Here is a 12,405-nt window from a genome sequence, read left to right as displayed (position 1 = left end):
TGGCCGGTACCGTGGAAGCGATCCGCCGACCGGATCGCACGGCCGAGGAAGCGAGCGCAGGGGGAAGACCGTGGCACTGACGCACGAGCCGACCGCCCCGTACCACTCGGCGCAGGACGCCCTGCGCGTGCTGGAGTCCGTGGCCCGCCATCCCGCCGGGGCCGACGCGGCCGGGCTGGCCCGCGAGGCCGGCCTGGACCCCGGCCGGCTGACCGCCCTGCTGCGCATGCTGCGCCGCGAGGGGTACGTCGAGCAGACCGCCGACGGCGCCTGGATCACCGGCGACACCCTGCGCCGCCTCACCTCCGCCCACGGCCACGACCGCGCCCTGCGCGAGAAGCTCCAGCAGACCCTGGACCGGCTGCGCGACTCGGTCGGCGCGGCGGTCTACATCAGCCGGTACGAGGACGGGGAGGTACGGGTCACCCAGTACGCGGCCGGGCCGGGCGCCCCCGCGGTCAACGAGTGGGTCGACTTCCGCTCCTCCGCGCACGCCACCGCCGTCGGCAAGAGCCTGCTGACCCAGCTCGACCACGACGCCCGGCGCGACCATCTGTCCCGGCACCGGATGGCCCGGCTGACCTCGCGGACGATCACCAGCGACAGGCTGCTGCTGTCCCGGCTGGAGTCCCAGCCGCCCACGGTCCCGGTGCTGGACCTCCAGGAGTACGCGGTCGGCACGGTCTGCGCGGCCGTCCCGATCACGGCCGGGGCGTCCGTCGGCTGCCTGGCCGTGTCGCTGCCGGTGGAGCGCGCGCACCGGCTGCGCCGGGCGGCGGACGCCCTCAACCGGCACGCGGCCCCGGTCCTGCTCTCGCTGGCGCTGTAGGTGGTCCGGAGGTGGTCCGGAGCACCCTCGGGGACCGGGTAGTATTTTCTCTGTCGCCGGCCGCGAAAGCGGAAGGCGGGAGTCATGCGCCGCTAGCTCAGTTGGTTAGAGCAGCTGACTCTTAATCAGCGGGTCCGGGGTTCGAGTCCCTGGCGGCGCACATCTGCCGAGGGCGGGTCGGGAAACCGATCCGCCCTCGGCGTTTTCGGCGTCCTCGGCGTCCTCCCCGGGCCGGCTGGAGCGCGGTGGCCCACTGTGGCCGCTCTGCGAGATAGCGCACCACCACGTGGTCGCCCGCCAGCACGGTCGAGTCTCCCCCGGTCTCGTCGAACCGGAACCTCCCGCCCTCGCGGGTGGTGTACTCGTACACATGGTGGAGCGTGCGAAGTACAGCAGTGCTTCCATCAGGCCCCCCTGGGTCGGCACGTACCCGTGGCGTGGGGCCGGCGGCCTCAGGCGAAGCTCAGAATGTGACGTCCGAGCAGGCGTAGAAGGCGTTCGCGGTGTCGGCCACGTTCCACACCGCGAGGATCACGTGGTGGCCGGTCAGCCCCCGGGGCAGGGTGCCGCTGTGGCTGAGCGTGGACGGCGGGCGCTGGCCGTTGTACGGCACCGAGAGGAACGGGGTCAGGTTGAGGTCGGACCGGGCGAGGGCGTGGTTCTGGTTCCAGCCCTGCTTGGTGACGTAGTAGGTGAAGTCGCTGGTGGCGTGCATGGCGGTGAACTGCCAGCGGAAGGTGTACGACTGGCCGCCGGTGACCTTGGTGGTGGGCCAGGCGCCGCCGCCGGGGGTGCTGGGGGCGTTGAGCTGGCCGAAGCGGCTGTTGCCGCCGCTGCAGAGCTGGCCGTCGCCGGGGCCCGCGCCGGGGAAGCCCTTGGGGCCCTCGACGCTCTGCGGCTCCCACTGGATGTCGCCGCAGTTCGCCACGGCGCCGTTCTGGCACTGCTTCTGCCGGCTGACGGGGAGATCGGTGTAGCCGTGGCCGCTGGCGCCGCCGGTGGAGAGTACGAAGGCGCCGGCGGTGGCCATGCCGAGCACGGCCGCGGACAACGCTGACAACCTGGTCCTGGTACGCATGCTGCCGCTCCTGGGGAACGTCGTGGGGGAAGGTTCACTGAGCCGGGCTGTGCGGTGGCGGTGCGATGTGCTGCGATGCGCTGACGGTGCGATAGGTCCAGACCAAGTACCAGATTATTGCCGGGAGTTGAACGTGTCCATACCATTCGGCGGCCTGCGTCAGGCCGGTTCCCGGCGGGCCGAGCAGAAGGCCACCGTGAGGTCCCGGACCAGCGCCTTGCGCTCGTAGTCGTCCAGCTCGACCAGCCCGCGCGTGGTGAGCCGGGTGACCGTGTCCTCGACCGAGTCCACCACCGAGCTGAGCATGGTGGCCCGCTGCTGGGCGTCGAGCGCGGCGATCCGGCGGCGCTGCATGGCGGCGGCCACCTCGGGCGCGTACTCCACCCGGACCGGCTGCACGGAGAACACCTCCACCCCGACCGGCGCCACGTCGGCCGCGACCAGCCGGGTCAGCGCGTCCCCGGCCGCGTCCGCCCCGCTGCGCGCCCCGCCCGGCAGCTCCACCGGGACCCGCGCGAGGGCCGACTCGACGCATTCGCGCAGGTAGGTCTCGTGCTCCTCGATGCCGAGCAGCGCCCGCGCGGTGTCCCGCACCCGCCACACCACCAGCACCACCACCCGCAGCGCCACCCCGTTCGCGTCGGCCGCCGGCACCGCGCCGCTGCGCCAGTGCCGCAGCCGCACATCGGCCCGGCGCCGCCTGAGCAGCGGGTTGATCCACAGCAGCCCGGTGCGCCGTACGGTCCCCCGGTAGCGGCCGAACAGCCCCAGCACCCAGGCCCGCCCGGTGCGTCCGCGCGCCAGCCCGCCGAACCCGAGCAGCCCCAGCGCCCCGGTGCCCGCGTACGCCGCCCACTGCGCGGCACCGAGCCCCGCGCCGGGATGCGCGCCGAGCACCTCGCCGGGCAGCACCCCCGCCCACCAGGTGGTGGCGAGGCACCCGGCGACCCCGCCGAGCCCGGCCAGCACCCCGGCCGCGCCGGGCAGCACCCGCGCCGGGCGCTCCTGGAGGTCCGGGTCGGGGCGCAGTTCGGGGCGTCTGCGGACCGGTGCCGGGCGGACCTGCCGGGGCTGTTCGCCGGTGCCCCGGCGGCGGTTCACCACGGCGGGGCGCCGCGCCTCGGGGGCGGGTTCGTCGCGGAAGAGCAAGTGGACGGGGATCTCGGTGGTCGCCTCGTTGTGGATCAGCCGGGGCGGCCGGACGGCCGTCCCCGCGCCGCCCGGCAGGCTCTCCGGGTGTTCCTCGGGCTCGTGTGTGTGGGGTGTGGTGGTGCTCATGGGTGCCTCCAGCCTCCGCGCCGGGTGCGTCATGACAGGGGATGCCGGGCCGCGCGCGGACGCGGGACCCGGAGGTGACCGGGCGCCTCAGCCGAACAGCCGGCGCCAGGTCTCGGGGCCCGGATAGCCGTCCGCCGCTCCGCCGCGCCAGCCCTGGGCGCGCTGGAAGGCTTCGACGGCACGCCGGTCGGACTCGCTCCAGCGGGGTCCGGGTCCGGTGGCGTAGAAGCTGCCGAATCCTTTCTTCACCAGTTGCCGCCCCAGTTGGGTGACGTAGGCGTTGTTCGCGCCCGCCTTGAAGTACTGCTTACCGGGGAAGGCCGGGACGCCGCCGGGGCCCGCCGAGCCGGCCGCGATGTCCTTGCCCGTGCCGGTGACCAGCAGCTCCCAGGTGCGCGGGCCGGGCAGCCCGTCGGCGTTGGTGCCGGTCCAGCCCTGGGCCCGCTGGAACGCCTGGGTGGCCCGCCGGTCGGCCTCGCCCCAGACCGGGCCGGGCCCCGTCGAGTAGTACGGGCCGCCGCCCCGGGCGACCAGCATCTCGCCGAGCTGGGTGACGTACTTGTTGTTCGCGCCGGGCCCGAAGTACTTGGTGCCGGGGAAGGGCACCGGGGTGGCCGTCGGCTCGGCGCCCGCCGTGCCCGCGGTCACGCCCTTGTAGCGGTAGGGGACGTACTTGCTGGTGTTGTTCCAGTAGGGGTAGGGCGTGCTCTGGCGGCGGGTGTGCGGGGGCGTCTGCTCGTACGCCGTGTAGGCGGTGTGGGTGTAGTCGGTCCAGCCGCCGAAGATCACGACGTGCGAGCCGCCCTGGGGGTCGGCGGTGTTGTGGAAGAGCAGGATGTCGCCGGGCTGGAGTTCCTCCTTGGTGATCTTCACCGCGAACTGGCCGAGGCTGCCCGTCCACTCGTTGGAGAGCAGCCCCCAGGCCATGGAGACATAGCCCGAGCAGTCCTGGCGGTACCCGTCCGACCAGAACGCGGTCATGCTGTACGGCACCTGCGCGGTGACCCACTGCTTGGCCCGGTTGATGATCGCCGTCCGGGTGGTGGCGGGGGTCTTGGTCTGCGGCCGGGCGGGTGAGCCGGCCGGGCCGTGCAGGGGTGCGGTGCCGCCCTGCGGGGTCGCGGAGCCCCCGTCCGCCGCCGGGGCGCCGGGGCGGTGCGGGGCCGCGTGCGGGGGCGGCGCCTGGGCGAGCGCGCCGGCCGCGGGGGCCGCGCCGAGCACGGCGGACGCGGCGGCCGCCATGACCACGGCGCTCCGGGCGGCCGGGCGGCCTCCGGTACGGGCGGACGCCGGGCGGGGGGCGAGCCGCCGCCACCGGACGCAGCCGAGGCAGTCGCAGTCGCTCACCGGATCGAATTCCTCGAACACCGGAGCCGCCATGCGATCTGCCTCACATTCGGGGTGGATATGTCCGCGTGTGTGCACGTTGATCAGTCTCACAACTGTCCGCGTGACGCGCATGTTGACGGTCCGAATGGTGCACACCCCCGCGCGGGGCCCCCGGCGGGGCCGTCCGAGGCGGTCAGGAGCACCCTGGCGGGTCCTGTAGAGTTTTCCCGTCAGCAGGCGCCGCTAGCTCAGTTGGTTAGAGCAGCTGACTCTTAATCAGCGGGTCCGGGGTTCGAGTCCCTGGCGGCGCACAGACAACGAGCAGGCCCCCCGTTCACGCGGGGGGCCTGCTTGCGTTTCCGTTCACCGCAATGAACGGTTTTGACCGGTAAACAACAGGTTTCGCATCTTGCGATCATGCTCGTCGGCGTAGAACCCTGTTGTCCACGATGCCGTGGAAACACGGCAGTTGGGGGGAAGTACCGGTCGCGCACCGCGCCCAGGGGGGCCATCTCGCGCCGCGACCGGAGCATCGCCGTTCCCTGCCCTGCTCACGGTGAGTCAGGGCGTGGTCACGGTCGCATGCCATGACGTCGCCCGCGCCGGCCTGGGGAGGTCCGTCGCGGGCGGAAGGACTGACGAAACACGCGCCGACCCGCGCGTGTGGGGGGATGACTCATGACGGACGATCCGTCACGCACCACCAGACCGGGAACCGTCGCGCACCGGCCCGGCCGGACCGCGAAGGGCCTGCCGCGCTACGACTACGAGCACTACAGCCGCCTCGCCGGCCCGCTCACCCAGCCGCCCGACGGCCGGCCGTACACCGTCCGCTACCGCTCGCTGCTCTCGCAGGAGCCGCACCGGGTGCGGGCCGCGCTCATGCTGGGCGCCGCCCCGCTGCTCTCGCTGGTCCTGCTGGGCTGGCTGCTCCAGCCGGAGCACTGGACCGAGCGCGACTACCCCGCCTACGGCTTCCTGCCGGCGCTGGACACCCTGATGCTGGTCTCGATCGGCCTGATCGAGTTCTTCCGCTGTCTGAACGTGCTGTCCAACGCGCACGCCACCCTCGTCGCCCGCGACCCGGTGCCGGTGGTGCCAGAGGCCGGGACCCGCGTGGCCTTCCTGACCTCTTTCGTGCCCGGCAAGGAGCCGCTGGAGATGGTCACCCGGACCCTTCAGGCGGCCGTCCGGCTGCGCCACCGGGGCCTGCTGCACGTCTGGCTGCTGGACGAGGGTGACGACCCGGCCGTCAAGGAGGTCTGCGCCCGGCTCGGCGTCCGCCACTTCAGCCGCAAGGGCGTGGCGAAGTGGAACCAGCCCTCGGGCCCGCACCGCGCGAAGACCAAGCACGGCAACTACAACGCCTGGCTGGACGCGCACGGCGACGCCTACGACTTCTTCGCCTCCGTCGACACCGACCACGTCCCGCTCCCCAACTACCTGGAGCGGATGCTCGGTTACTTCCGCGACCCGGACGTCGGCTTCGTCATCGGCCCGCAGGTGTACGGCAACTACGACACGTTCGTCACCAAGGCCGCCGAGTCGCAGCAGTTCCTCTTCCACGCGCTGATCCAGCGCGCCGGGAACCGCTACGGCGCCCCGATGTTCGTCGGCACCTCCAACGCGGTACGGATCGGCGCGCTCAAGCAGATCGGCGGGCTGTACGACTCGATCACCGAGGACATGGCGACCGGCTTCGAGATGCACCGGGCCACCAACCCGGCCACCGGCCGCAAGTGGCGCTCGGTCTACACCCCGGACGTGCTCGCGGTGGGCGAGGGCCCGAACGCCTGGACCGACTTCTTCACCCAGCAACTCCGCTGGTCGCGGGGGACGTACGAGACGATCCTCAAGCAGTACTGGAGGGGCTTCGGCACGCTGCCGCCGGGCAAGCTCCTCAACTACACGCTGATGATCGTGTTCTACCCGATGTCCGCCCTCAACTGGATGCTGGCCGCCCTGAGTTGCGCGCTCTTCCTGGGCCTGGGCGCCTCGGGCGTGAACATCGACCCGACCGTCTGGCTGATGCTGTACGGCAACGCCTCCGCGCTCCAGATCGGCCTCTACCTCTGGAACCGGCGGCACAACGTCTCCCCGCACGAACCGGAGGGGTCCGGCGGGATCGCGGGCATGATGATGTCGGCGCTCTCCGCGCCGGTCTACGCCCGCTCGCTGCTGGACGCGGTGCTGCGCCGCAGGAGCGGCTTCGTGGTGACCCCCAAGGGCGACTCGGCCAGCCCGGACACGTTGTTCGGGACGTTCCGCATCCACTGGTTCTTCATCGCGGTCTTCGCGGGCTCGCTGACCGCCGGCTTCGCGCTGGACCACGCCCACCCGGCGATGATCACCTGGGCGGCCTTCGCCCTGCTGATCACGGCCTCGCCGATCCTGGTCTGGGGGTGGTCGCTGCGGGGTGAGCGTGCGCCGGGTGCGGCCGCCGAGTCCGTGCCGGAACCGCAGCCCGCGCCGCGCGTCCCGGTGCAGCGCACGGCCCGTGACAGCGAGCAGACCCTGCGGATCGCCGTCGGCGGGCCGGGGGGACGGGACGCATGAGGGACCTCACCGGCCGCCGCCGCGCCCGCCGACTGGGGATGGGCGCCGTGGTGGTCCTCGCGCTGGCCGGGATGAACGGGCCCTGGCTCTACCGCTTCGGCACCGAGCGGTACCACCGGTACGAGATCGACAGGCCGGAGTACAAGGCCGCCAACGGCCGCTGGGAGATCGTGGAGTTCCCCGAGGAGTACCGCCAGGACACCATCCACGCGGCGCTGCTGCGTACCGGCAAGGTGCTGCTGGTGGCGGGGTCGGGCAACAAGCAGGAGAACTTCGACGCCAAGAAGTTCGACACCCGGCTCTGGGACCCGGTCAGGGGCACGGTCAAGAAGATCCCCACGCCCAAGGACCTGTTCTGCACCGGCCACACCCAACTGGCCGACGGCAGACTGCTGATCGCGGGCGGCACCAAGCGGTACGAGAAGCTCAAGGGCGATGTCACCAAGGCGGGCGGCCTGATGATCGTCCACAACGAGAACCCGGACCGCCCGGTCACGCTGCCCGCCGGCACCCGGTTCACCGGACGGAGCAACGGCCGCACCTTCGTCTCCAGGGACCCGGTGCTCGTCCCGCGTGCGAAGAAGGTCTTCGACCGCGCGGGCCGCTTCCTGCGCAACGACCCCGGTCTCGGCCGGATCTACGTCGAGGCGCAGCGCAGCGGCACGAAGTATGAGACCGGCACCCAGGACAACTACCGGGTGCGCGGGCTCACCGGCGCCGAGGCGCGCAACACGTACGGCATCGCGCAGAAGCTCGCGCTCGACAAGAAGGACTTCCAGGGCATCCGCGACGCCTTCGAGTTCGATCCGGTGGCCGAGCGGTACATCAAGGTCGACCCGATGAACGAGGCCCGCTGGTACCCGACGCTCACCACCCTGTCGGACGGCAAAGTGCTCAGCGTCTCGGGGCTCGACGACATCGGGCAGTTGGTGCCGGGCAAGAACGAGGTGTTCGACCCGGCGACCAAGAAGTGGGCGTACACGCCGACGATTCGGCAGTTCCCGACCTACCCGGCGCTGTTCCTGATGCAGAACGGCAAGGTCTTCTACTCGGGCTCCAACGCGGGGTACGGGCCCGACGACGTGGGCCGCAAGCCCGGCGTCTGGGACGTGGGCACGAACGAGTTCACCGAGTTGCCGGGGCTGAGCGATCCCGACCGGCTGGAGACCTCGGGCACCGTGCTGTTGCCTCCGGCGCAGGACGAGCGGTATCTGGTGATCGGCGGGGGCGGGGTCGGGGAGTCGGCGCTGGCCAGCAGGAAGACCCGGCTGATCGACCTCAAGGCATCCGATCCGCGGTTCGTGGACGGGCCCTCGCTGGAGAAGGGGACGCGGTATCCGCAGGCGTCCGTGCTGCCCGATGACACCGTGCTGGTGTCGGGGGGTTCGGAGGACTACCGGGGGCGGGGGGACTCCGACATCCTCCAGGCGCGGATCTACCACCCGGACAGCGGCCGTTTCACGCGGGTCGCCGATCCGCTGGTGGGGCGGAACTATCACTCCGGGTCGATCCTGCTGCCGGACGGGCGGGTGATGTTCTTCGGCTCCGACCCGCTGTACGGGGACCGGGCGAACACCCGGCCGGGGAGCTTCGAGCAGCGGATCGAGATCTACACGCCGCCCTATCTGTACCGGGGTTCGCGGCCGTCGCTGGGCGCGGGGCCGGAGCGGATCGCGCGGGGTGGGTCGGGGACGTTCGTCTCGCAGCATGCGTCGAGCATTCGGAAGGTGCGGTTGATCCGGCCGAGTGCGGCCACGCATGTGACGGATGTGGATCAGCGGTCCATCGCGCTGGGGTTCAGTGTTTCGGGGGACCGGGTGACTGTGCGGGTGCCGTCCAACCGGAATCTGGTGCAGGCGGGGTGGTACATGCTGTTCGTGGTTGACGATCAGGGGACGCCGTCGAAGGGGCGGTGGGTACGGGTCCCTTAGTCCTCGGCTTTAGTCCTCGGTCAACTTCAGGGCGTACTCCGGCCACCACTGGCCTGCCTTCGGGCCGCCCCTGCATTCGCCGTCCGACTCTCCTGGGCGTTTCACCCACAGGTAGGCGTCGACCAGGGGGTCCGCTGTGTCGGTGGTCGGAGGCTCGCCCAGGGCCCGGCCCGGTGGGTTGCACCAGCGTTCCTCGGGGGCGCCCTCGGTGTACGGGCCGTTGCCGTTGCGGCTGGTGTCTATGACGAAGTGTTTGCCGCCCACCTTGGCCGAGAGGCGTTTGCCGTAGGTGACGGAGTCCGTCGTGGAGTAGAAGTTGGAGACGTTGACGGCGAAGCCGTCGGCGTCCTCCACCCCGGCCGACTTCAGCGGAGCGAAGATCTGGTCGGGGTGGCCCCAGCCCGCGTTGCCCGCGTCCAGGTAGACCCTGGTGTGCTTCAGGGTCGCGAGCCGGGTGACCGCGCCCCGCAGGAGGTCGTAGCGCTCCTCGTGGAATTCCTCAGGGGTGCAGCCGTCCACCAGGTGGAGCAGGGCGTCCGGTTCGAGGACGACGGTGGCGGCACGGTCGCCGATGCCTCGCGCGACCCCGTCGACCCAGGCCCGGTAGGCGGCGCCGTCGGCCGCGCCCCCTCGCGAGTACTGGCCGCAGTCGCGGTGCGGGATGTTGTAGAGGACCAGCAGGGCGGTACGGCCGGACTTGGCGGCGGCCTCGGTGTACCCGCGCGCCTCCCCCTCCGGGTTCTCGGGGCCGAGCCACTCCCCCACCGGCTGCTCGGCGATCCGCCGTATCCGCGCGGCCTCGGTCTTCCGGCCGGCCTTCTCGTAGGCGGCGGCCTGGCGGGCGGCGTTGCCGTCGGGGTTGACCCAGTAGGGGCTGGACCGCTGCGTGACCGGCGCTCCCCCGGCGCCGTCCCCCGATGAACACCCGGCCGTCAGCAGTGCCGCCCCCAGCAGCACCACGGACGCGCGGGTCCCCCATTTCCCGTCCATGCGTTTCCCCCTGGGCGCATTCGCTCCGGAGGGCCAATCGTGGCATACCGGCCGTGCCGGACATGGCCAGACGTGGAAGCCAACGCCCTTGATTGTCAGGGGTGTTCAGGTTCCGGTACCGGTGAGGTACGCGGAGACGACCACGTTGGCCGTGTAGGCGCGGGTGGTGCGGTCGTAGGTGCCGCCGCAGGTGATCAGACGGAGTTCGGCGCGGCCGGGGTGGCGGGTGCCGTAGGCGCGGGTGGCGTCGAAGTGGTCGGCGGGGAGGACCTCGACGTCGTCGATGGTGAACCGGGCGACCTTGCCGTCCGCGCGGACCACCCGGACGGTCTCGCCGGGTTCGAGGGTGCTGAGCCGGTAGAAGACGGCGGGCCGGGTCTCGGTGTCGACGTGGCCGACCAGCAGCGCCGTGCCGTTCGCGCCGGGCGCGGTCCCGGCGCCGTACCAGCCGACCACCCCCGGCTGGTCGAAGGGCGGCGGGTCGATGGCGCCCCGGCTGTCCAGCCCGCGCTTCACCACCGGTGCCTGGATGGCGAGTTGGGGGATGTCGACGCGCTGCGGGGCGGAGTCGGGCAGCGGGGTCGCCGGGGCGGGCAGGGTGACGCCATTGAGTCCGGCGACGTCGCCGTGCGTGGTGCCGGCCGGGCTGTCGGGCAGCCCGGTCACGTCACGCCCCCAGAGCCAGAGTCCGAGCAGCAGCACGGCCCAGGCCACGGCGGTGACCGTCCGGCCGGTGGTACGCCCCTGCTCCTCGGGCATCCCGGCGCCCGCTCAGCCGTCGTTCCGGCTCCGGCGGGACCGGAGCGCCCCGACCGTCACCGCCGCGCAGCCGGCGAGGGCCAGCCCGGTCAGGGCCTGGGCGGCGCCGGGTCCCGAGCCGGTGGGGGCCACGGTGGCGAACAGCGTGCTGGTGTCCGCCCCGGCGGCCGTACCGCCGCCGCCCGCGTGGACCGGGGCGACGGGGGAGGGCCCGGTGTCCGGTCCCGAGTCGGAGTCCGGGCGGGTGCCGGACCCGGCCTCGTCGACGCTGATCCGGCCGGTGAACGAGTAGTCGGCGCAGGTGATCCGCACGTCGTACGCGCCCGCCTTGAGGGAGGTGCGGACGCGGGTCTCGCCGGACAGGTCGCCCTGGCCGCCGGTCAGCCGGGCGTCCGAGACGAACGCGCTGGAGACCGCCGTGCCCTGCGAGGCCGTACAGCCGCGCACCCGCAGCGACACGTCGGTGCCGGGCAGCGGGACCGCCGGGGCCACGGTGAGCCCGCCGGTGCCGTGCGTGCCGCCGCCGTCCGCCGCGTGGGCGGCCGACGGGGTGAACGCGGTGGCGGCGATGATTCCGGAACAGAGAGTGAGGCGAAGTGAGCCCATCGTGAAACCTCCAGATAGTGGGAGGTTCCCCCGTCCGGTGCGCACCCGCATCCGGACAGGGCGTCCGATTGCTCCGTATGGGTGGGACCGGGTTTGAGGCGCCGGGCATCTTCCCAGCTCAGACGAGGTCTACGAGGTCCGCGATGGAGTCGACGACCTTGGACGGGCGGAACGGGTAGCGGTCGATCTCGTCCGCCTGGGTGACACCGGTGAGCACCAGGAAGGTCCGCATCCCGGCCTCCAGTCCGGCAAGCACGTCGGTGTCCATGCGGTCACCGATCATCGCGGAGGTCTCGGAGTGCGCGCCGAGCACATTGAGGCCGGCCCGCATCATCAGCGGGTTGGGCTTGCCGACGAAGTACGGCTTCTTCTTGGTCGCGGCGGTGATCAGCGCGGCGACCGAGCCGGTGGCGGGCAGCGCGCCCTCGGTGGAGGGGCCGACGTTGTCCGGGTTGGTGGCGATGAACCTCGCGCCGTCGTTGATCAGCCGGACCGCCTTGGTCATGGCCTCGAAGCTGTACGTACGGGTCTCGCCCAGGATCACGAAGTCCGGGTCGTGGTCGGTGAGGATGTAGCCGACGTCGTGCAGCGCGGTGGTCAGCCCGGCCTCGCCGATGACATACGCGCTGCCGCCGGGCCGCTGCTCGTTCACGAACTGGGCGGTGGCCATCGCGGACGTCCAGATGTTCTCCACCGGCACGTCCAGGCCCAGCCGCTTCAGCCGGGCGTGCAGGTCGCGCGCCGTGTAGATGGAGTTGTTCGTCAGCACCAGGAACGGCCGCTCGGCCTCCCGCAGCTTCTTCAAAAACGCGTCGGCGCCGGGAATGGGCACCCCCTCATGGATCAGAACGCCGTCCATGTCGGTGAGCCATGACTCGATGGGCCTGCGGTCTGCCATACGTACATCCTCCAGCGAGTGTCTGCCGACGGCTGAGGGGTCCAGGGTAGTTAGGGGGGAGGGGTTGCGGGGGGTGGGGGTGGGGTGGGTTGGGGTGTTGGGGGAGGTGGGGGGCTTGGGGTCAGGGGCGTTGGGGTGTCGGGGAGGCTGG

Annotated in this window: 10 protein-coding genes and 2 tRNA genes; 5 read left to right on the top strand and 7 right to left on the bottom strand. The window is 72.0% G+C overall.

Annotated elements, in window-relative coordinates:
• Nucleotides 1-70 precede the first annotated feature (70 nt).
• Both E5083_RS28445 and E5083_RS28440 read left to right on the top strand, forming a co-directional pair.
• Entirely contained in the window at nucleotides 71-829 is a 759-nt protein-coding gene (locus E5083_RS28445) for an IclR family transcriptional regulator (protein WP_135788553.1), read from the top strand.
• An 86-nt stretch (nucleotides 830-915) separates the two neighbouring features.
• A tRNA-Lys gene (locus tag E5083_RS28440) sits at nucleotides 916-989 on the top strand.
• 303 nt (nucleotides 990-1,292) lie between these two features.
• On the opposite strand, the gene E5083_RS28435 is transcribed toward E5083_RS28440, so the two are convergent.
• The 3 genes from E5083_RS28435 to E5083_RS28425 form a co-directional block, all read right to left on the bottom strand.
• Nucleotides 1,293-1,907, bottom strand: a complete 615-nt coding sequence (locus tag E5083_RS28435) for a lytic polysaccharide monooxygenase auxiliary activity family 9 protein (protein ID WP_135788552.1) — start codon at nucleotides 1,905-1,907, stop codon at nucleotides 1,293-1,295.
• A gap of 159 nt (nucleotides 1,908-2,066) precedes the next feature.
• Nucleotides 2,067-3,185, bottom strand: coding sequence for an SPFH domain-containing protein (locus E5083_RS28430; RefSeq protein ID WP_135788551.1), 1,119 nt, complete (start codon nucleotides 3,183-3,185; stop codon nucleotides 2,067-2,069).
• Nucleotides 3,186-3,272: 87 nt separating this feature from the next.
• Nucleotides 3,273-4,565 carry a peptidoglycan-binding protein gene (locus E5083_RS28425; protein ID WP_135788550.1) on the bottom strand — a complete coding sequence of 431 codons (1,293 nt, stop codon included), beginning with the start codon at nucleotides 4,563-4,565 and terminating at the stop codon, nucleotides 3,273-3,275.
• 186 nt (nucleotides 4,566-4,751) lie between these two features.
• Between E5083_RS28425 and E5083_RS28420 the strand changes: the two genes are divergently transcribed.
• The 3 genes from E5083_RS28420 to glxA all read left to right on the top strand — a co-directional run bounded on the left by E5083_RS28420 (nucleotide 4,752) and on the right by glxA (nucleotide 9,001).
• A tRNA-Lys gene (locus E5083_RS28420) sits at nucleotides 4,752-4,825 on the top strand.
• Nucleotides 4,826-5,192: 367 nt separating this feature from the next.
• Entirely contained in the window at nucleotides 5,193-7,070 is a 1,878-nt protein-coding gene (locus tag E5083_RS28415) for a glycosyltransferase family 2 protein (protein WP_135788549.1), read from the top strand.
• Nucleotides 7,067-9,001 carry a radical copper oxidase GlxA gene (gene glxA, locus E5083_RS28410; RefSeq protein WP_135788548.1) on the top strand — a complete coding sequence of 645 codons (1,935 nt, stop codon included), beginning with the start codon at nucleotides 7,067-7,069 and terminating at the stop codon, nucleotides 8,999-9,001. Before E5083_RS28415 ends, glxA begins: the two co-directional genes overlap by 4 nt.
• Before the next feature lie 9 nt (nucleotides 9,002-9,010).
• Here the strand turns inward: glxA and E5083_RS28405 are convergent, their stop codons facing one another.
• From E5083_RS28405 to E5083_RS28390, 4 genes are all read right to left on the bottom strand, one after another.
• Nucleotides 9,011-9,991: a glycoside hydrolase family 6 protein gene (locus E5083_RS28405; RefSeq protein WP_135788547.1), complete on the bottom strand. Its 981-nt coding sequence runs from the start codon at nucleotides 9,989-9,991 to the stop codon at nucleotides 9,011-9,013.
• A gap of 105 nt (nucleotides 9,992-10,096) precedes the next feature.
• A complete protein-coding gene (locus E5083_RS28400; protein ID WP_135788546.1) occupies nucleotides 10,097-10,750 on the bottom strand; it encodes a class F sortase in 654 nt (217 codons plus the stop codon).
• A 12-nt stretch (nucleotides 10,751-10,762) separates the two neighbouring features.
• Nucleotides 10,763-11,356 carry a hypothetical protein gene (locus E5083_RS28395; RefSeq protein WP_167513657.1) on the bottom strand — a complete coding sequence of 198 codons (594 nt, stop codon included), beginning with the start codon at nucleotides 11,354-11,356 and terminating at the stop codon, nucleotides 10,763-10,765.
• A gap of 118 nt (nucleotides 11,357-11,474) precedes the next feature.
• On the bottom strand, nucleotides 11,475-12,254 hold the full coding sequence (locus tag E5083_RS28390) for an HAD-IIA family hydrolase (protein WP_135788545.1): 780 nt from the start codon (nucleotides 12,252-12,254) through the stop codon (nucleotides 11,475-11,477).
• Between the last annotated feature and the right edge of the window lie 151 nt (nucleotides 12,255-12,405).

This window comes from Streptomyces bauhiniae (genome assembly GCF_004784475.1).
In the GTDB taxonomy this organism is placed as follows: Bacteria; Actinomycetota; Actinomycetes; order Streptomycetales; family Streptomycetaceae; genus Streptomyces; species Streptomyces seoulensis.
This window is presented reverse-complemented; position numbering and strand designations above follow the sequence as displayed.

Bases quoted from the DNA above. Each gene is read 5' to 3' on its own strand.
- E5083_RS28415 (WP_135788549.1), top strand. From the start codon at position 5,193: ATGACGGACGATCCGTCACGCACCACCAGACCGGGAACCGTCGCGCAC.
- E5083_RS28425 (WP_135788550.1), bottom strand. From the start codon at position 4,565: ATGGCGGCTCCGGTGTTCGAGGAATTCGATCCGGTGAGCGACTGCGAC.
- E5083_RS28435 (WP_135788552.1), bottom strand. From the start codon at position 1,907: ATGCGTACCAGGACCAGGTTGTCAGCGTTGTCCGCGGCCGTGCTCGGC.
- E5083_RS28405 (WP_135788547.1), bottom strand. From the start codon at position 9,991: ATGGACGGGAAATGGGGGACCCGCGCGTCCGTGGTGCTGCTGGGGGCG.
- E5083_RS28390 (WP_135788545.1), bottom strand. From the start codon at position 12,254: ATGGCAGACCGCAGGCCCATCGAGTCATGGCTCACCGACATGGACGGC.
- E5083_RS28430 (WP_135788551.1), bottom strand. From the start codon at position 3,185: ATGAGCACCACCACACCCCACACACACGAGCCCGAGGAACACCCGGAG.
- E5083_RS28400 (WP_135788546.1), bottom strand. From the start codon at position 10,750: ATGCCCGAGGAGCAGGGGCGTACCACCGGCCGGACGGTCACCGCCGTG.
- glxA (WP_135788548.1), top strand. From the start codon at position 7,067: ATGAGGGACCTCACCGGCCGCCGCCGCGCCCGCCGACTGGGGATGGGC.
- E5083_RS28395 (WP_167513657.1), bottom strand. From the start codon at position 11,356: ATGGGCTCACTTCGCCTCACTCTCTGTTCCGGAATCATCGCCGCCACC.